Raw genomic sequence first — 19,169 nt, forward strand, 5'->3', positions numbered from 1 at the left:
ATCAAGGTATGACAACAATGCCCCACACCGTGCTTGCAACGCCCACGCTGCGCCCCGCCAGCCAGGTCATGAACCTGGCCCGGCTGGGCAGCCACTTCCAAAGCCCGTTGAGCTTCGTGCGCAGCAGCATGCGGCGGATGATGAACCAGCGCTGGCAGATCCAGCGCAGTTGCTTCGACCTCGATGGCGAGGGCTTCGGCACTGCCATCTACCGCATCGACACGCCGAATGCCCACTACCACTGCGTGATTTTCTCGGCATACCTGCCACCGGAAAAACGCAGCGACCGGGTCATCGCCGACCAATGGGACGTGACTTTCGTGCTGGTCGCCGGCGATGTCGACAACGCGCAACTGGCCGACCTGCAACGCAACGTGCCTTTGCAGGAGGCCGGCCGTTTCGATGCCCGGGTACTGGTGCTGTCCCGGGCCAACCGCAGCCTGCGCAATTTCGACCGTTTCCTGGCAGCACTGGCCGAAGGCAACCAGCCTGATCCACGCCAGTTGGCCGAGGTCGGCTACCTCTATCGCACCACTGCCGTGTACGGCAATGGCAAGTTCGGCATCGCCGACTTCGGCTGCCTGCAAGACAACGCCGACTTCAGCCAGCCGTTCGCCGCGCAGATGTTCACCGTCTACATGCTGCGCCACTTCAGCATTGAACAGATCGAGCACATGGCCCATGCGCTCGCCCCGCAACAGGCCGTGAAACTGGAACCGGCGCTGCAGCGATACCTGGGTGTCGGCAACGCCACCGGGCTGGGCATGGCCCCGTTCCTGATCAACCACCCGCAACTGGTCGAACAGTGGATCAACACGCGGGAAACGGCCCTGGCCCAGGTCTTGGCGCAAACGGCCGAGGCCAGCCGACTGACACGTTTGCAGACCCTGCTGGCGCGGGCTCGCCAGCACTTGAGCCAGACCCTGACCGAGGACCAACGTCAGCACGAACAGAACCAACAGACCCTGGCTGAACTGGTATCGCTGGCCGACTGGCTATGCCTTCAGGCCTGCGGCAGCGACCTCTGGTCGCGCCTGTTGGCCTGGAGCGAAGCGCACGCAGGCCTCGGCTGTCAGGAGTTGCTGGTCAGCCTGTTGCTGGAGCTGTACCCCGAGCTAGTCACGCCACTGGCCGACCAGATGGGCGTAGTCGAAGACTGGCGCCTGGACGCACAGATGCCCCTGGAGCAACTGCGTGAACTGATCGAGCGGCAGTATGGCTGGGCCCTGGCCTATGATTTCAGCGACGTGGACGCCGAACATTTCTTCTGGTACCGCTCCGCCGAAAAAGAGGAGCCTCGCCTGGGCATGCGCACCGAGGAGCCTGGCGCCGAGAAGGAAATGCAACTGGGCATCGCCCGTAATATCCAGCGTTGCCATGCTGCCGCGCTCGCGTACCTGGCTGCACAGCCCCAGGCGCTGACCGCGCACTTCCTGATCAGCCAACCGGCATTCAAGGGCACGGTTCGCCGCCTGCAGGGCATGGCACTGAGCACCTATGGTGAAATCCGCGCCAACCTGCTAGCCCGCGACATGCTGCCGATTCACTTGCTGCGCTGCAAACTGGCGTTCTTCGGCGCCGGCAAGTTCGATCCAAAGTCGAGTCGCTGGGTGCGCATCACGCTGTTCCAGGGCGCACCGCTGGTCAGCGAAATCGGCCAGCCGTTCGACGACGATTGGAACTTTGCGGTAATGCCGCACGGAGGCGTTTGACCATGCGTGTATCGCTCAATGAAATTCAGGTGATGTGCCGCAAGGCCTTCGAGGGCATGGGCTTTGCCGCAGGTGATTGTGAAGACGCCGCCGACCTGGTCGGCTGGCTGCAACTGCAGGGGCTAGACGGCGTCGGCACGCTGGAAAAGGCCCTGGACTACCTGCAGCGAGAAGCCGACCGACCGTTCGCCCTGTGCTACGAGGACAGCGCCCTGCTGGTGATCGATGCCCACAGCCAGAGTGTCCTGCGCTGCGCTGCGGCTGCCGTGGAACTGGCTGCGGGCAAAGCGCTGGCTAGCGGCCAGGCGCTGCTGCGGATTCATCGCTGCCACAACCGACTGCTATTGCTCGGCTACCTGCGCCGCGCCGCCGAACTGGGATTGCTGGTGCAGGCTCGCTGGGGCGACGTACGCCAGGTTCACTGTGCAACCTTCATGGCTGGCGGCCGTCGGCCTGAACTGCACAGCGAGGATCGGCATGCCAGCGACGCGCAGGTCGAGCAGAGCATCACCATCCTCTTCAGCCGCCCAGCGGCACCTGCCAGCCCCCAGCCCAGTCCGCCCACGGCGCTTGCGCAAGGTTTCAACGTCAGCGAGCGCACCTGGCAGCGGCTCAAACAGCTTGCCGAACACATCCTGGTGGAAAGCAGCGAAGCGTCACGCCGCCACGGCGCAGGTGGCGGCAGCGATAGCGACTGACAGGCCATCATCGTTCACTTAGGAATTCATCCATGAAATATGCAGTCAAAACCGACCTGTTCGCCTCCAAAGCGCCACTGGAGTGGGCCGTGGTCGGCAACGGCACGCTCTATACCGCGCAGATCCCCATCGATGCACAGGGCCAGGTGGTCGCTGGCGGTATCGAAGCACAGACGCACCAGACCCTGAGCAACCTGCGCCACACCCTGGAGGCTGCAGGCAGTTCGCTGGAAGCCGTGACCCAGGTACTGATCTACGTGACCGACCGCAGTTACCTGGCCACGGTCAACAGCGTGTACGCGCAATACTTCCAAGCGCCCTACCCCAACCGCGCGGCAGTGGTGGTAGCAGGCCTGGCGCGCGAGGAAATGTTGGTGGAGCTGGTGGTGTACGCCTGCTTGACGCCGGCGGTGTGAGCAGTTGTGGGTAGTGCCCGCCATCACAGTTTCAGTGCCTGTGAGATCGAGCGCCGCCCGCGCGGCGCATCGCGAGCTGGCGCTCGCTCCTACGTTTGTTTCGGGCCAGTTATTCCTGTGGGATTTTCGCGCGTACGCTTGTAGTTCCCGCACGCGGGAACCATCGTCATCAACGCTTCAGCAACAGCAGGAAAAACAAACCGCCCAACGCCGCAGTAGCGATACCGATAGGCATATCCTGCGGCGCAATCAAGGTCCGCGCCGCGACATCCACCCAGACCAGGAAGATCGCCCCGAGCAGCGCGCTCACGGGGATCAACCGCCGATTTTCTGCCCCCACCAGCGCTCGGGCCATGTGCGGAACCATCAAGCCGACAAAACCGATCGCACCGCTGAGCGACACCAGAACGCCCGTCAGCAACGATGTGCAGACGAACACTTGCAAGCGCAACCGCTTGGCGCTGAAGCCCAGGCTAACCGCCGTCTGCTCCCCGCTCATGAGCGCGTTCAGCCCGCGTCCCGCTATCCGCAGAACGACAATCCCCGACAGCACACAAAGCGCCGGCAGCCAGATGACATTCCAGCGCGCCGCCCCGAGGCCACCCAGCATCCAGAACACCACCGACGCTGCTGCGTGCTGATCGCCCGTGTACAGCAGCAGGTTGACCAGCGCCATCAACACGAACGACACCGCCACCCCGGCCAGCAGCAGGCGGTCGCTGTCCATGCGACCACTGCGCCTGGCCACTGCGATGACCAGCAACATGCTCCCTGCCGCCCCGGCGAACGCCGCCAGCGGCAGGCTGAATACGCCGATGAACTCACCCAGATAGAGAATCACCAGCACGGCGCCCAATGCCGCCCCGGAACTGACCCCAAGCAGATGCGGATCGGCCAGGGGGTTGCGGGTTACCGCTTGCAGCGCGGTGCCGACCAAGGCCAGGCCGGCCCCCACCAGCGCACCCAGCAACACACGTGGGGCGCGGAGCACCCAGACGATCTGCGCCTGGCTCTGGGTCCATTCGCCAGTGCTGGAAAAGCCCAGCTTCTGGCCGACGATGCCGGCCACATGGGCCAAAGATACCGAGGCCGGGCCAAACGCCAGGGCGCTCAGGCACGACACCAACAGCACAAGGGTCAACGTGACTATAAGGTACCGATAACCGATAACGCCCCACGTGCCACTCATGGCCGAGCGCCCTGCCACAGTTCTGGATGCAGCGCGCTGGCGAGCTTCTCGATGGCCAGTGCATTTTCCACGGAAGGCGTCACTTGCAGATAGGTGAGCACGATGAAACGCTGATCACGTATGGCGCGGACATCCTTCAGCGCTGCCTGGCGCAATAGAAAGTCGCGTTTCTCCTGCCAACTGCGCGGGCCGTAGTCGACGATCACAATCACTTCAGGGTCCCGCTCCACCACGCTTTCCCAGTTAACCTGGGTCCAGCTGGCAGTGACATCTGCCATCACGTTCTGGCCGCCAGCGGCATCGATCAACGCCTGCGGCATGCCCAGGCGCCCGGAGGTGGTGGGCCGCTCTTCACCGCTGTCGTAAAGGAACACCCGCGGTTGCCGTACCTGCGCCACAGCGCCGCGCACCTGGTCGATGCGAGCACGCATCTGCGCCACCAGCATTTGCGCCTGTGGCTCGACCGAGAAAATGCGCCCCAGGTTGGCCAGGTCGCGGTACACGTCATCGACACTGGCCCGTGGCTGGCTCATGACCCACGAGCAGGACTCGCTCAGTTCGTAGACGGGGATGTCGAACGGCGCGAGGGTGGCCGGCGTCACCGGCCCACCGACGTGCATGCCGTAGTTCCACCCCGCGAAGAACAGCTGGGTGTCGGCAGCCAGCAGGGTTTCGATGGAGGGATAACGGCTGGCCAGTTGCGGCACGCCCTCCAGGGCCTGGTCGATCCATGGGTCGCGGTGTTTGCTGCGGGTGAAGCCGGTATAGCCGATGATGCGTTCGCGCAAGCCCAGGTGCAGGAGCATGGCGGTCATGTTCACATCATGCACCACGACCCGCTGCGGGGCCTTGGTGAACGACACGTCACGGTCACAACTGCGCACGCTCAACGGGTAATCGCTGGCCATGGCTGGCAGGGCAAGGACGATCGACAGCAGGCCGATCAGGTGACGCAGTTTCATGGTCGGGTGATCCAGGTGATGCGTGGATAGGGATGCAACGGGTGCGGATCGACCAGCGCCTCGACGTCGAATACCTGCTTGAGCAACGAACTGGTCAGTACCTGTTGCGGGGTGCCGCTGGCGACGATGCGCCCGCCGTCGATGACGTACAGCCGGTCGCAGAAGGCGGCGGCCAGGTTCAGGTCGTGGAAGCTGGCGATGATGCCCAGGTCGAGGCCGCGCAGGTGCTTGAGCAACTCCAGCTGATAACGCGGGTCGAGGTGGTTGGTCGGCTCATCGAGGATCAGCAGCTCGGGCGCCTGCACCAGCGCGCGGGCCAGCAGCACACGTTGCTTTTCGCCTCCGGACAGCGTCGCGAAGGTTTGTCCCCCTTGGGCTGCAAGCCCCACTTGAGCGAGTGCCTGGGCAACCTGCTGCCGGTCTTCGGCCGTGTCGCTGTCGAACAACCCCTTATGGGGTGTGCGGCCCATGGCGACAACATCGCCAACGCTCAAGCCGAACTCCTCGGGAAACTCCTGCAACACCACCGCAATACGTTGCGCGCACCAGCGCGCCGGGCGTTGCCAGATATCATCGTCGCCCAGGCGAACGCGCCCCACCGTAGGTTCGGTCGAGCGATAGGCACAACGGAGCAGGCTGCTCTTGCCGCTGCCATTCGGACCGATCAGCCCGACGAATTCACCGTGCGCCACATTCAGCTCAACGCTGTGGAGCAGCGAACGAGGCGGCCTGCCCCGTTCGTGCAGCGTCCAGCCCAACGCTTCGATGTTCAGACTTGTCATGCTGTGCCCTCTTGCAGGTGGCATCGGCTGGCTGACCCGTGCACGGGGTCAGAAGCTGTAGTCGGCGGTGACGAAGAACGAACGCGGCTCGCCCAGGTACCACTGCCGGCCGTTGTTGCTGGTGGTGGTGGCGTACTGGCGATCGAACAGGTTGTTCAATTGCAGGCCAAGGGTCAGGTCCGGCTGGACGTGCCAGTCGAAGTTGGCGTCGACCACGGTGTAGCTCGGCACTTCGACAGTGTTGGCGTTGTCGGCATAGCGGCTGTCGACATAACGCGCCCCGGCACCGACGCTGAAGCGCTGGCCGAAGTCCTTGCTCAGCCACAGGTTGGCCGAGCGGCGCGGCACATTGATCGGCCGGTTGCCAGAGTAATCGTTGCCACCGCTGGCGAACTCGTCGTACTCCGCCCGCACCCAGGCGGCGTTGGCCGACAGTTGCACATCGTAGGGCAGGCGCAGCTCCAGGCTGGCCTCGATACCGTCCGAGGACTGCTGGCCGACTTGCTGCTGCAACGTCGGGTTTACCGGATCGGTGCTGAGCAGTTTCTTCTTGACGATGTGGTACGCCGCCAGGGTCCACTCCCCTCGCCCCTCGGGCAGCATCTGCTTGATGCCCACCTCGGTCTGCTTGGCCGTGCTCAGGTCCCACTGCTGCTGGGCAGCGTTGAGGGTCAGCAGATTGCTGACGCCTTCGGTGCTGGTAGCGTACTGGCCGTAGACCGACAGGTCTTCGCTCACGGCGAACACCAGCCCGGCTCGCCAGTTGTCGCCAGACAGGCTGCGGTCACTGCGGGTATCGGCATCCAGGTCATCACGGTTCAGGTGCACCTGGTCGCGGCGCACACCGGTGATCAGCGACAGGCGCTCGGTCAACTGCGTGCGGTTCTCGGCGAACAGGGAAAACTGCCTGGCCTGGTTGGCTTCGCGAGAGCGGTATGGGTCATTGCTGATGTACTCGCCGCCGCCTGAGCCCGACAGCGGCACGGTGTCGGTCAGGGTATTGCCGAAGTCGTGCTTGCGCACGAAGCGGATCGAGTTGTAGTCGGCGCCGACCACAGTCTGGCTGTCCAGGCCAAACAGCGAGTGCTGCAGGGTGAACGACTGGCGATCGCCGATCTGCTCCTGGGTCTGCTTGATGCTGATGAAGCTGCTGCGCCGCACCTGGTCGCCCGGCAGCCAGGTGTAGGTTTCTGCGTTGCGCCAACGGCGCTGGGCCTTGAGGAAATACAACTGATTGCTGGCGGTCAGGTTGTCGCTGATCACCCAATCCGTCACCAAGCGCGTGGACTGGTCGTTGTAATGCACTTCGGCATTGTCGACGTTGTAGTTGTGGTCACGCACGGACTCGCGCAAGTGCCCGTCCACCAACGGTGTACCGAAGTACTGCTGCGGGTCCTGATCGCCGTAGTCATGGCTGAGGGTGACACTCAGCTCGTCGCTGGGCTGCCAGCGCAGCGAACCGCTGATGGCAAGGCTTTGCGAGTCGCCGCGATCGACCCAGCCGTTGCTGGCCAGCTTGTTCAGGTTCAGGCGGTAGCTCAGGGTATCGGTCAATGAACCACCGCTATCCAGGGCCATCTGCCTGCGATCATCCGAGCCGTAGCCCAGGCGCACATGGTTGCGGATTTCCCCCTCGAATGGCTTCTTTGGCACCACGTTGATCACCGCCCCCGTAGCACCCTCGCCGTACAACACTGACGCTGGACCGCGCAGCACATCGATGCGTTCGACCGACCAGGTATCCACCGGGAAGGTGACCGTGCCGGCGCCAACATACAGCCGGGTGCCGTCATAGAGCTGCATGGTCGAACTATGACCGGTGAAACCACGTGCCGACAGCGCCGTGCCGCCGTTGCCTGGCGTGCCTATGAAGGTGATGCCGGGGGAGCGAGTGACGGCGTCCTGCACCGTGGCGTTATTGCGCTTCTGAATTTGCTCGGCGCTGATGCTGGTCACGCTGGCGGGGGTTTCCAGCGGCGTCAGGTTCAAGCGCGAGCCGCTGGTGCTCGGGGTATGCAAATCTGGCTGCGGATTCTGCTCGGCAATGCCGGTGATGTCGGTCGCCGGCAGTGCCAGGGCTTTGTCGGCCTCGGCGGCCTGAGCCGAAACGGAAAGGAAAACACAGGGAACCAGGCTTGCACGCAGCAAGGTGCCCGGCAGAGAACTGAACAGCGAATTACGGGACATGTCGTTCCACTTGAAACAGGAATGAAAGAATCCCGGAGGGAACAACGCATGGGCGATCGCAGGCGCACGCGCCCACGGAAACCGGCCTGCGCCCGCCCACCGCGGGTTTGCCAAACGATGCTTCAGGCCGGTCTCCGGGCTCGCGAGGGTCATGAAGCATTCACCTTCCCATGCCGGGGCACAGTGGTGTGTCGAATGCTTCGCTCGCATACCGTTGCGGGGGCAGCGCCGGACTGATCATCGCGCGATGACGAACCGGCTTCCCGTTTCACCCCATGCACGGCGGCAGGGGGCACCTGAAACAGGCGCGCAGATGACCATCAAAATGCTCTCAGGTCAACAGGCACATGCCATCTGGGCGAGCCGCGCGCCCCGCCCTGGTCGTTATCATGCGAGCGGGCCCGAGGTTTTCTTGGCGGCCATGCGCCCGGTCGAGTGATAACAGAGGGTAAGCATGAACAGCAGCGCGAACACCAACACGATCGTGGGCGCCGGGGCGCTGTCGAGGAAGAATGAGAGATAGACCCCCAGAAACGCACAGCCGATAGCGACGATCAACGAAACCCACAGCATGTGCCGCAACTGGCGGGCAACCAACGCTGCAATGGCACCGGGTGCAATCAGCAGCGCAATGGCCAGGATGACACCGGAAGCCTTCAAGGCTCCCACCACGGCCAGCGAGATCAGGCACAACAACCCATAGTGCAGCCAGCCAGTGCGCAGGCCCACCGCATGGGCCTGTATCGCATCGAAGGTATGCAACATCAGGTCCTTCCACTTGGTCGCGATGACAGCCGCCGTCAGCACAGCGATGGCTGCGCACAGCCACATGTCCTGGCTGTTGGCACCCAGGATGTCGCCGAACAGGATATGGTCCAGGTGCACGCTGGACTCGATCTTCAGGTAGAGCACCAGGCCCAGGCCGAACATCCCCGAATACACGATGCCCATCACCGTGTCTTGCTTGATACGGCTGTTCTCCTTGAGAAACCCCGTAGCGACAGCGCAGAACATGCCGGCCACGAACGCACCTATGGCATAAGGGATATGCACGATGTAGGCGATTACCACACCTGGGAACACCGCGTGGGCAATGGCATCGCCCAGCAACGCCCAGCCCTTGAGTACCAGGAAGCAGGACAACAGCGCCATGGGAACCGCGATGAGCACGGCGATGAGCATGGCATTGACCATGAAATCGAAGCGAAACGGCTCCAGCAACAGCTCCACCCCACTCATGAGCGCACCTCCAACGCCTGCCGCCCGCGGCGCCTGGCCGCCAGCAGCCCATGCTTGGGCGCACAGACGAAGACCAGCAGGAAGATCAAGGTCTGCAGCACGACGATGACGCCGCCAGTCGCGCCATCAAGGTAATAACTGAGGTAAGTGCCCGCCAGGCTGGTGAGCGCGCCAATGCTGACGGCGATCACCAACAGGCGCGGGAAGCGATCGCTCAGCAGGTACGCCGTGGCACCGGGGGTGATGACCATGCAGATGACCAGGAACGCCCCTACCGTCTGCAACGCGGCGACTGTCGAGGCCGACAACAGGGCAAAGAACAGCAGTTTCAGGCGCGTCGGCCGGATGCCGACCGCACGGGCCTGGTTCTCGTCGAAGAATGTCAGCATCAGGTCGCGCCATTTGGCCAGCAGCACGGCCAAGGTGACCAGGCCGATGATCGCCAGCTGCAGCGTGTCACCGGGCGTGATCGCCAGGATGTTGCCCAGCACGATGGTCTGGATGTTCACCGATGTGGGCGACAATGAAACCATGAACAAGCCGAGCCCGAAGAACGAAGTGAAGATCATGCCAATGACCACATCTTCCTTGAGCCGGGTGCGGCGCTGCAGGAACAGCAAGGCAGCCGACGCCAGCCCACCGGCGAAAAAGGCGCCCAGGGAAAACGGCAAGCCGATCATGTAGGCGCCGGCCACGCCAGGAACGATCGAGTGCGACAATGCATCACCGATCAGCGACCACCCCTTGAGCATCAGGTAGCAGGACAGGAACGCACAAACACCGCCTACCAATGCCGAAACCCACATGGCATTGCGCATATACCCGTAGGCGAAAGGCTCAAGCAGCAGTTCAATCACGGTGGGCCTCGTTATCGCTGTCGCTTTCCCGCCGGGCCGGCACACCGTCGCGCAGGATCAGCGGGCGCTCATCGTCACTGAACACGCTCACCGGCGGTTGCAGATGCTCGCTGCCCTGGATGAGCGCGAAATGCCGCAGTACGCCACCGAAGGCAAGCTCCAGGTTGTCGCGGGTATAGACCTCATCGGTGGGGCCATGGGCCAGGATGGTGCGCTTGATCAGCACCACACGGTCGCAGAACTCTGGCACCGAGCCAAGGTTGTGGGTCGACACCAGCATGATCCGGCCTTCCTCGCGCAATTCGCGCAGCAGCTGGATGATCTGATCCTCGGTCTTCACATCGACGCCGGTGAACGGCTCGTCGAGCAGGATGATCCTGCTGTCCTGTGCCAGCGAACGGGCAAGGAACACACGCTTGCGTTGCCCGCCGGACAACTCGCCGATCTGCCGTTTGCGCAGCGCGCGCATGTCGACCCGCTCCAGCGCGGCGTCCACGGCGTCATGATCGGCGCGACGCGGGATGCGCAGCGGGCCCATGTGTCCATAGCGGCCCATCATCACCACGTCCTCGACCAGCACCGGGAAGTCCCAGTCGACCTCTTCGGCTTGCGGCACATAGGCCGTGTGTTTTTTGCGCAGCGCACGTTCGGCGGGCATGCCCAGCACGCTGATCGATCCCGCCGCCAGGTGTACCAGGCCCATGATGGCCTTGAACAGGGTCGACTTGCCCGAGCCGTTGACGCCGACCAGCGCGGTGATAGTCCCCAGGGGCAGCTCGAAGCTGGCGTCCAGGAGCGCAGTATGGCCATTGCGATATGTCACCGTCGCCCCTTGGACGACAATGCCAGGCTCGAGCGTTGTGGCTTTCATGGCGCGAACCTCATGTACCGGCGGGCTTGGATGGTTCATGGGTTCTGCGCCTCGCCCAGGCCTTTGGCAAGTGTCTGCGTCGTTACCCGCAGTAGATCCAGGTACGTCGGTACCGGGCCATCGCTGGCGCTCAACGAGTCGACGTAGAGCACACCTGCGTACCGTGCGCCGGTCTCACGGGCAACCTGGCGCGCGGGCTTGTCGGAGACGGTGCTCTCACTGAATACGGCCGGTATGCCGTTCGCCCTCACTGTATCGATGACCTTGCGCACCTGGTTCGGGGTGCCCTGCTGGTCGGCGTTGATCGGCCACAGATAGAGTTCCTTCAAGTCGAAGTCACGGGCCAGGTACGAGAACGCGCCCTCGCTGCTGACCAGCCAGCGCTTCTCGGGCGGGATCTGCTGGATCCGTGCGCGAATCGGCGCGATGGTCGCCTCGATACGTGCTTTGTAGGCCTCGGCGTTGCGCTGGTAGATGTCGGCATTGCCAGGATCGTAGCGGACCAACGCATCACGGATGTTGTCGACGTAGATCAACGCGTTGCGCGGTGACATCCAGGCATGCGGATTGGGTTTTCCGGTGTAGGGACCGGCCGCGATACCCATGGGTTCGATACCCTCGGAGACCACCACCCCAGGCACTTGGTCCAAGCGTTGGAAGAACTTTTCGAACCATAATTCCAGGTCCAGGCCATTCCACAGGATCAACTGGGCCCCCTGGGCACGGCGCAGATCGCCTGGGGTCGGGGAATAGTTGTGGATTTCGGCGCCAGGCTTGGTGATCGACTCCACCACCGCCGCGTCACCCGCCACGTTCCTGGCCATATCGGCAATGATGGTGAAGGTGGTAACGACTTTGAACTGTTCCGCGGCGCCAGCTGGCGTGGCGAACAGAAACACACTGAGCATCACGCCACCCAGGCGCGATAACACTGAACGGGGCTTGGTTGTATCGAACATCCGCACACTTCCACTTCAAGTCAGAGGAAACGGCTAGGTTCACGGTGGGTACGCCAACTTTGTTCAAAAGCCCGACGCAAGCTGGGGTTCAGTTAGTTGGCTTGTTATGCCCGAGTATGGAGAGCTGCCGCACGGATGGCAAACCCAATGACGTTCACTTGAATGACCGCTGTATCCCTATTCATCAGCGAGGTTGCAGTATTGTCCCTTGAAATACAGCAAGGGCTGCGAGGCAGCAGTTGCCTGCAGGTTCAACGCTTTCACTTCACCGATGACGATCAGATGATCGCCCGCAACATGCTCGGCGTGAATTTCGCAATCGAGCCAATGCAGGCTGCCAGCAATGATCGGATTGCCCAGCGGCGATTGCTGCCACTCGACCTCGCGCCACTTGTCCGTGCCTCGCCGAGCGAACTGGTTGGAAATGCTGACCTGCGCACCCGACAGGATGTTAACCGCGAAACGACCCGCCTGACGAATTTTAGGATAGCTAGCCGAACTGGACATTACGCTGAATGACACCAGCGGCGGGCTCATCGACACGCTATAGAACGACTGGCAAGTGAAGCCAATCGGCTCGTCGTCCGTGTGCGAGGTAATTACTGTGATGCCAGAGGCATAGTGCCCAAGCGCTTCGCGGAAGCTCGACGGCTCGATAGCAGTACTAGGGAGTGACATAGTAGATCCTGGGAATAAGGTACTGCTCGAACGTGCTGGAAAAGGCCCGAGTCAGCCCGTAATGCTGTTCACTTAAGTGTGATGTCACACTGATTGGGGCTGCTGCGCAGCCCATCGCAGGCAAGCCAGCTCCCACAGGACCGTGCAATTCTTGAGTTCTGTGCTGTACCTGTGGGAGCTGGCTTGTCGTGGCGACGAACCGCTGCGATGGGCCGCAGAGCGGCCCCAATTGCTTAAGTGAACAGCATTACGAGTCAGCCCGAGTATTCGGGCTGACCTCAAGCTGAGCCTGCGCTTGCTACCTTCGAGTCAGGGTCAGCACTAGTTCGAGAGCTCTCTACGGACAATTTCCGCGCCTGCACTCAGGGCACTGAGCTTGCCTCTTGCCACGTGACGAGGCAACGGAGCCATGCCGCAGTTGGTGCAAGGGTAGAGCTTGTCGGCGTCGACGAACTGAAGGGCCTTGCGCAGGGTGTTGGCCACTTCCTCTGGGGTTTCGATGGCATGGTTGGCCACGTCGATGGCGCCCACCATCACTTTCTTGCCGCGGATAAGCTCGATCAGGTCCATCGGCACGTGGGAGTTATGGCACTCCAGCGAGACGATATCGATGCTCGATTTTTGCAGCTTGGGGAAGGCTTCTTCATATTGCCGCCATTCCGAGCCCAAGGTCTTTTTCCAGTCGGTATTGGCTTTGATGCCGTAGCCGTAGCAGATGTGCACGGCGGTTTCACACTTGAGGCCTTCGATGGCCCGCTCCAGGGTGGCGACGCCCCACTCGTTCACCTCGTCGAAGAAGACGTTGAATGCGGGTTCGTCGAACTGGATGATGTCCACGCCGGCAGCCTCGAGCTCCCGGGCTTCCTGGTTGAGGATCTTGGCGAACTCCCAGGCCAGTTTTTCGCGGCTTTTGTAATGCGCGTCATACAGCGTGTCGATCATGGTCATGGGGCCTGGCAGCGCCCATTTGATCGGTTGCGAGGTTTGCTGACGCAGGAACTTGGCATCTTCGACGAATACAGGCTGGCGACGAGCGACCGCACCGACCACCGTTGGCACGCTCGCATCGTAGCGATCGCGAATTCTGACAGTTTCACGCTTTTCGAAATCCACGCCGTCGAGGTGCTCGATGAAGGTCGTGACGAAGTGCTGACGTGTCTGTTCACCATCGCTGACGATGTCGATCCCGGCATGTTGCTGCTCTTGCAAAGACAAACGCAGTGCGTCCTGCTTGCCCTCGATCAGTTCATCGCCGTGCAATTTCCACGGTGACCAAAGTTTCTCAGGTTCTGCGAGCCAGGAAGGTTTAGGCAAGCTGCCAGCGGTTGAAGTGGGTAGCAATTTTTTCATTATGGAAGACCTTGTATTCTGGATTATTCAGGCAGCGTAACTGGCGGACCACTGTTCAAGAACAGCGTGGTAGGGTTTGATGAAGTACTCTTCGGCAAACTTCCCCTGTTCGATAGCGAGTCGGCTACGCTCTGCTCGATCGTAAACAATACGAGTCAATGAATAGTCCTGATGTTGCAAGCTGGGCTGATAGGATTTTCCGGCTGCAGAGTTGGCATTGTAGATCTCAGGCCGGTAAATCTTCTGGAAGGTGTCCATCGTGCTGATGGTGCTGATCAGTTCAAGGTTGGTGTAGTCACCGAGCAGATCACCGGCAAAATAGAAGGCCAGTGGTGCAACACTGTTTGGCGGCATGAAGTAACGCACCTTCAAGCCCATTTTCTTGAAGTACTCATCGGTCAGGGAGTATTCATCCTGCTGGTACTCGACGCCGAGCACCGGATGCTGATTCTCCGTGCGCTGGTAGGTCTTGCTGCTGGATACACTCAGGCAGATTACCGGCGGCTTGTTGAAGTGTTCCTTGTAAGCGTCCGAGTTGACAAAAGCCTTGAAGAGCTTGCCGTGGAGGTCGCCAAAATGCTCGGGTGTACTGAACTCGGTCTGGCCCTTGTTGTGGCCGAGCAACAACACACTGAAATCATAATCCCGCACATACGACGAGAAGTTATTCCCGACCATGCCGTCAATGCGTTCGTTGGTGTGCCGATCGACAACCGTCGTTTTCAATATTTCAATCAATGGCAGGGCATGAGCGCTGCGCTCAGCACCAATATTCATTTCGACGGAAATGATCTCAAGCTCGACCGTGTAACGATCAGCGTTGGGGTTATCCCAGTGCGCCAGGGCATTGAAGCGATTGTCGATCATCTTCAAGGTGTTGCGCAGGTTCTCTTGGCGGCTGGCGCCTCGCGCCAGGTTGGCGAAGTTGGTGGTTATCCGAGTATTGTCCGAAGGCTGGTAGTCCTCATCGAAACAAATGCTCTTGATGGCAAATGCAAATTCCCTGCTCATTTAACCTGACACCCTAATCTGGTAACGATTTCAGCGCACCCTGATAAAACTTACGCTGCCTGTAATTGAGGGGCATCTTAAAGGGCGTCATTGAGCGAGGGCTAATGAATTGATTTCAAAGGATCTTTAGCCATGCTCATGATGGCTCGAGCGCAGATGAAAAAACTCATCCAGATCAGCCATGGCTCGTCATCAGCATCAGGCCTTCCCAGCGACCGGGATGATGGCCTGGCCTGCCCTTGGCCCGCGCAAACCAGTTATCGGTGTCGTAATGGGCCTCGCCGAACGGCACGTTGTGCTGCTCGGCGAGCGTCGCGTTGGCGGGTATTCAGCTCGGTGACTTGGCGTAACGGGCCAACTGCTGATCGCGCCCCATGACGTCCAAGGTAGCCTGAAGCACTTGTTCACCGGTCACTTCAGGTCCCGAGAAAATGGTAGTGAAGTTTTCATGAGTCACTTGGGCGAAGTGGGCGCGGTCTGCCTGTTCAATACCCAACAAGGTGGCATAAGCATTCAAGGCTTCGCCCTGCCCCTGCGCCATGTCCTCGGCAATATTCTCGAGCATGCCGTTCATGGCCAGCATCGAGCGGCCGCCATAACCCAGGCGCGCATTGGAATCACAACCGTTGGTGCCGGAGGTCAGGCCGAAGGTGGCGTTGCCAGAGGTTCCATTCGTTGTGGTAGCAAGCAAATGCGAAGCCAAACCTCGCTTCCCCTCAAACAGCATGTTACCCCAGCCGCAACCATTGCCTCCTGCCTGGTCCGCCTGCACCATCGTACCGGCAGTGCTCAAAAGACCAATTACAAACGCTTTCTGGATGAGTTTGTGTGTCATGAGCGCGCTCCTGTAATTATGGATATTGTCTGAAGCCTGGATGCCATTGACCTGAAGTAAAATTCTCCTCGCGTTAAAATATGTAGGTGGTTTGACCAGGACTGTCCAGCCTGGCCGTGGTGAATAGCCCCCCTGCTGCTGGGCCAGAGAAACTTTTCCTGCGTTGATGCGGTTTCAAAGCGTTAGACCCGGCTCGCGAGACGATGGGCTTCTGGGGATGACCGTGCACTTCGCCCTCGTTAAAGGTCCCCCTGGAGGCTGAACGAGTCGTCGTCTCGGTAATTTCCGTGGGTAAGCGCGAAAGAAGTGAGGCGTACGGATCAGCCAAGAAGCGCTCTGAGTAGTATGCATGGCAAATTGCTAATCGGCCCCTGGAATGGCGCATTTTGATTTTGTGGCGCGGCCTAATATGCTAACGGTTTGATGTGGCTGCCCGGACGCAGCTACCGCTGAAATACAGGGAATGGCGTGCAATTCTTGAGGCCTGTGCTGTACCTGTGGGAGCTGGCTTGCCTGCGATGGGCCGCAGAGCGGCCCAAATTGCTTAAGTGAACAGCATTACGCATCTTGGCGGGCCTGCTGTGCAGCGTGGTCTATTCCTTGGGCGGATCTTCGTCCAAGGCGGGGTTCTCATCGTCCAAAGGACGGCCACCGCCCTTCTCTTCGTTCATGAGCGGGTCATCATCAGGGTCAGGAACGGTAGGCCGGTCAGGGTTTACTTCCGGGTCTGGTGAAGTAGGCATGTCTGGATTAGTGCCACCTTGCGCATTCGGATCGCTGCTCATTGCTGTGTACCTCGTTCGGATGCCGCCCCTTATGACGGCCTCACCAGGAAAATGACGAGCTTATCGAGGTTCTGGATGTTCACTGGATACCGAGTTGTTGGCATCTACATCTCTCATCTCTTCCTCGATCGGAGCATCGTCGTCCGGTGGCAGCGGGACCTCACCACTGGTCTCTGTCGGGTCCGGTGCTTTGTTGCCCTCAGTACGAGCAGTGCCGTTATCTCGCTGGACTTGTGAGTCCTGATCGGAACCAGGGTTGCCAGGAGGAGGATTCCAGTCCTCGGGCCGCTTTTCTGACCATGCCTCACCAACGCCCTGCTTTGGCTCGGAAGCCGTTTTCTCAAGTCCAGATCCGTGACCGTGCCCTGAATCTGGCCTTCCTTCAGCTGGCCCTGGGTACGCAGCGTCTGGGCCATTGTGGTCAATCGCCATAACAGTTCTCCCATCTCTGGCGCAGGATGTCTGCGCATACGATTGGGAAAGTTGGCTTGGGTTGAAGTGCCAAGGGCTCGACGGGCGGGCACAAATGCCAGTCAGTTAAGCCTATGAAGGCGCATTGGGGCTGCTGTGCAGCCCATCGCCGGCAAGCCGGCTCCCACAGGTACCTCGCAGATCTCAAGCTTTGCGCAGTCCCTGTGGGAGCTGGCTTGCCGGCGATGGGCCGCGCAGCGGCCCCAAATGGCTTAACTGACTGGCATTAGGGCTGAGGCACTACTGATTCTGGAACGGAAAGGGCTGCGTCCAACTCGGCTACCGCGGCTTCGCTGGGCGCCAGCTCATGGCGAATAGCAGTGACACGGCACGCCATTGAATCGTCCCGATGAGTCATATTGTTGCCTTCCAACTCTCAGGCTAATACTTAACTATCTGCCTGGGGAGGCTCCAGAGATGCAACCAAGATTCGTTATCGTTCCTGCTGTACCGATAGAGGGAGAATGCTTCCAAATCGGCAACCGGTTCTACGCCGCCACCACGTCGGGCGGTTTTGACATCTATGACAACCAGGAGAAGGAACGGCTCAAGCGTGGCTTCATCAACAGATCGGAGGCCTGCGCGGCGTGCGACAAGATGAACGCAGAGGCACGCAACCCAGAGGAACTGTTCCCCTTACTGCGTACGGAATGACGCGCCTCAAATAGCCCCTGTCGAATTTGTGGCCTCATCAGTTAGCGACTCACCGCGAGCCGTGATAGATGGTATTTATTCGCAATTATTTCTCATTTACACTAACGCCCATTCTCTTCGGAGCCAAGCTCCTTTTCCTGGGTGCATCGTGTCGTTCGATCCCGCCAAACCGACGCTGCTGTCCACATTGGTACGTCACTACGACGAGCTTGTGGACCACATTCGCCGTCGCTTCGGCGACAGGGGCATGGCGCGCGAGGTGGTGCATGACGTGTGCGTGCAACTGCTTGAGCGCGGCGAGAAAGAAGACGTCCGGACACCCCTGGCACTGCTGCGAAAAATCTCCAACGACACCGCCGTGAGCCGCTATCGTAGCGATCGCCGCCGCGCCACCTGGGTGGCGGCAGTCGCCGAATTGCCAGAGGTTGCCTGTACAGCAGCCACCCCCGTGGGCAGATACGACGCCGAGCGCGAGTTTCAACTGCTCGTCGATGCCATCGCAGGTCTCCCCCCTCGCTGCCAGGCCGTTTTTGTCATGCACAAAATTCACGAAATTCCTCAGGCGGAAGTCGCCGAGCGCCTCGGGATATCCATCAAGACAGTGGAAAAGCATCTACGCCTGGGGCTGGCAGCATGCAGAGAACGGCTCGGACGTGACGAGGTCCACGCATGACGAGGAAGACCGAGCAAGCGTCACTGGACGATGCTATGGAGCGACATCGTGAAGCGTTGAAGAGGCAGTTTCCCATCCCTGCGTCCAAGCCAAGACCGCGCAAATCGCCAATGCCAGCGGGTATCACGCTGTTGGTTGCGATAGCCCTTGGCGCCCTGGCCTGGCTGAACCCTGCTTACAAGAGCGAGCGCTTCGCTACCGCCATCGGTGAGCGGCGTGCTGTCGTGCTGGCGGATGGAAGCACGTTGCTGCTCGACAGTGACAGCCAGGTCGATATCAGCTGGCGTTTACTCAGTCGCGATGTCGACCTGCGCTCCGGACAAGTCCTGTTCGATGTGTCCTCGGCCGTGTACCGCCCCTTCGTGGTGTCGGCTGGCTTGGCGAAAGTCCAGGTGCTCGGTACGTTGTTCAATGTTCGTCGTCTGGATAACGATGACATTCGTGTGACATTGGCTCGTGGGCGCGTGGAAGTTGACACAACGGCTGCATCACAAACACCTGTCATCCTCATGCCCGGGCAACAGGTCGACTCGATTCGCGGGCAACTGATGCCGGTAGCGAAGGTTGACGCCGCCAAGGCGATGGCCTGGAAAGATGATCGCATCGTGTTCGAGCAGACGCCGTTGGACGAAGCGGTCTCTCTGCTGCGCCGCTATCGAAAGGCGCCGATTCACCTGGGCGATCCAAGCCTGGCCGCGCTCAAGGTGACAGGGGTTTTCGAGGCGCACAATGTCGATCTGCTGCTGGACCTGCTCCCGAGTATCCTGCCCGTTTCGGTGGCACGACAAGAGGACGGCAGCGTCCAGATCCAACGCAAACCGACAAGAAAATAATTCTCAG

General features: G+C 60.7%; 19 protein-coding genes and 1 riboswitch. Of the genes, 6 read left to right on the top strand and 13 right to left on the bottom strand.

Features of this window, described 5'->3' with window-relative positions; genetic code table 11:
- The first annotated feature begins 17 nt into the window (after positions 1–17).
- The 3 genes from TZ03_RS10810 to TZ03_RS10820 are packed head-to-tail and all read left to right on the top strand — an operon-like array spanning position 18 to position 2,826.
- Positions 18–1,712 carry a hypothetical protein gene (locus TZ03_RS10810; RefSeq protein ID WP_051097595.1) on the top strand — a complete coding sequence of 565 codons (1,695 nt, stop codon included), beginning with the start codon at positions 18–20 and terminating at the stop codon, positions 1,710–1,712.
- A 2-nt stretch (positions 1,713–1,714) separates the two neighbouring features.
- Positions 1,715–2,410, top strand: coding sequence for a DUF3726 domain-containing protein (locus tag TZ03_RS10815; RefSeq protein WP_051097596.1), 696 nt, complete (start codon positions 1,715–1,717; stop codon positions 2,408–2,410).
- Between the two features lie 32 nt (positions 2,411–2,442).
- On the top strand, positions 2,443–2,826 hold the full coding sequence (locus TZ03_RS10820) for a RidA family protein (RefSeq protein ID WP_051097597.1): 384 nt from the start codon (positions 2,443–2,445) through the stop codon (positions 2,824–2,826).
- 169 nt (positions 2,827–2,995) lie between these two features.
- Here the strand turns inward: TZ03_RS10820 and TZ03_RS10825 are convergent, their stop codons facing one another.
- From TZ03_RS10825 to TZ03_RS28640, 13 genes are all read right to left on the bottom strand, one after another.
- Positions 2,996–4,015 (bottom strand): FecCD family ABC transporter permease, encoded by a 1,020-nt coding sequence (locus TZ03_RS10825; RefSeq protein ID WP_051097598.1) that lies wholly within the window; start codon positions 4,013–4,015, stop codon positions 2,996–2,998.
- Positions 4,012–4,977: an ABC transporter substrate-binding protein gene (locus tag TZ03_RS10830; RefSeq protein WP_051097599.1), complete on the bottom strand. Its 966-nt coding sequence runs from the start codon at positions 4,975–4,977 to the stop codon at positions 4,012–4,014. The genes TZ03_RS10825 and TZ03_RS10830 overlap by 4 nt, the downstream gene beginning before the upstream one ends.
- Complete coding sequence (locus tag TZ03_RS10835; RefSeq protein ID WP_051097600.1) at positions 4,974–5,759, bottom strand: ABC transporter ATP-binding protein; 786 nt, start codon at positions 5,757–5,759, stop codon at positions 4,974–4,976. The genes TZ03_RS10830 and TZ03_RS10835 overlap by 4 nt, the downstream gene beginning before the upstream one ends.
- A 48-nt stretch (positions 5,760–5,807) precedes the next feature.
- Positions 5,808–7,946 carry a TonB-dependent receptor gene (locus tag TZ03_RS10840; protein WP_082056599.1) on the bottom strand — a complete coding sequence of 713 codons (2,139 nt, stop codon included), beginning with the start codon at positions 7,944–7,946 and terminating at the stop codon, positions 5,808–5,810.
- A 107-nt stretch (positions 7,947–8,053) separates the two neighbouring features.
- Positions 8,054–8,261, bottom strand: a riboswitch (cobalamin riboswitch).
- 72 nt (positions 8,262–8,333) lie between these two features.
- Entirely contained in the window at positions 8,334–9,185 is an 852-nt protein-coding gene (locus TZ03_RS10845; RefSeq protein ID WP_051097601.1) for a metal ABC transporter permease, read from the bottom strand.
- Positions 9,182–10,042 (bottom strand): metal ABC transporter permease, encoded by an 861-nt coding sequence (locus TZ03_RS10850; protein ID WP_051097602.1) that lies wholly within the window; start codon positions 10,040–10,042, stop codon positions 9,182–9,184. Before TZ03_RS10850 ends, TZ03_RS10845 begins: the two co-directional genes overlap by 4 nt.
- The gene (locus tag TZ03_RS10855; RefSeq protein ID WP_051097603.1) at positions 10,035–10,913 is read right to left on the bottom strand and encodes a manganese/iron ABC transporter ATP-binding protein; all 879 of its coding nucleotides are present in this window, start codon (positions 10,911–10,913) and stop codon (positions 10,035–10,037) included. Before TZ03_RS10855 ends, TZ03_RS10850 begins: the two co-directional genes overlap by 8 nt.
- 35 nt (positions 10,914–10,948) lie before the next feature.
- Positions 10,949–11,872, bottom strand: coding sequence for a metal ABC transporter substrate-binding protein (locus TZ03_RS10860; RefSeq protein WP_051097604.1), 924 nt, complete (start codon positions 11,870–11,872; stop codon positions 10,949–10,951).
- A gap of 177 nt (positions 11,873–12,049) precedes the next feature.
- A complete protein-coding gene (locus TZ03_RS10865) occupies positions 12,050–12,550 on the bottom strand; it encodes a flavin reductase family protein (protein ID WP_051097605.1) in 501 nt (166 codons plus the stop codon).
- A gap of 321 nt (positions 12,551–12,871) precedes the next feature.
- The gene (locus TZ03_RS10870) at positions 12,872–13,900 is read right to left on the bottom strand and encodes a methionine synthase (RefSeq protein ID WP_051097606.1); all 1,029 of its coding nucleotides are present in this window, start codon (positions 13,898–13,900) and stop codon (positions 12,872–12,874) included.
- A 27-nt stretch (positions 13,901–13,927) separates the two neighbouring features.
- Complete coding sequence (locus tag TZ03_RS10875; RefSeq protein WP_051097607.1) at positions 13,928–14,911, bottom strand: DUF1852 domain-containing protein; 984 nt, start codon at positions 14,909–14,911, stop codon at positions 13,928–13,930.
- Positions 14,912–15,239: 328 nt separating this feature from the next.
- Positions 15,240–15,746: a DUF3015 domain-containing protein gene (locus tag TZ03_RS10880; protein ID WP_051097608.1), complete on the bottom strand. Its 507-nt coding sequence runs from the start codon at positions 15,744–15,746 to the stop codon at positions 15,240–15,242.
- A 593-nt stretch (positions 15,747–16,339) separates the two neighbouring features.
- The gene (locus TZ03_RS28640; RefSeq protein WP_177328453.1) at positions 16,340–16,489 is read right to left on the bottom strand and encodes a hypothetical protein; all 150 of its coding nucleotides are present in this window, start codon (positions 16,487–16,489) and stop codon (positions 16,340–16,342) included.
- Positions 16,490–17,419: 930 nt separating this feature from the next.
- Between TZ03_RS28640 and TZ03_RS10890 the strand changes: the two genes are divergently transcribed.
- From TZ03_RS10890 to TZ03_RS10900, 3 genes are all read left to right on the top strand, one after another.
- Complete coding sequence (locus tag TZ03_RS10890; RefSeq protein WP_051097610.1) at positions 17,420–17,656, top strand: hypothetical protein; 237 nt, start codon at positions 17,420–17,422, stop codon at positions 17,654–17,656.
- Positions 17,657–17,804: 148 nt separating this feature from the next.
- Positions 17,805–18,329 (top strand): RNA polymerase sigma factor, encoded by a 525-nt coding sequence (locus TZ03_RS28645; protein ID WP_082056603.1) that lies wholly within the window; start codon positions 17,805–17,807, stop codon positions 18,327–18,329.
- Positions 18,326–19,162, top strand: coding sequence for a FecR family protein (locus TZ03_RS10900; RefSeq protein ID WP_051097612.1), 837 nt, complete (start codon positions 18,326–18,328; stop codon positions 19,160–19,162). The genes TZ03_RS28645 and TZ03_RS10900 overlap by 4 nt, the downstream gene beginning before the upstream one ends.
- Positions 19,163–19,169 lie beyond the last annotated feature (7 nt).

The organism is Pseudomonas sp. 10-1B, assembly GCF_000935045.1.
Lineage (GTDB): Bacteria > Pseudomonadota > Gammaproteobacteria > Pseudomonadales > Pseudomonadaceae > Aquipseudomonas.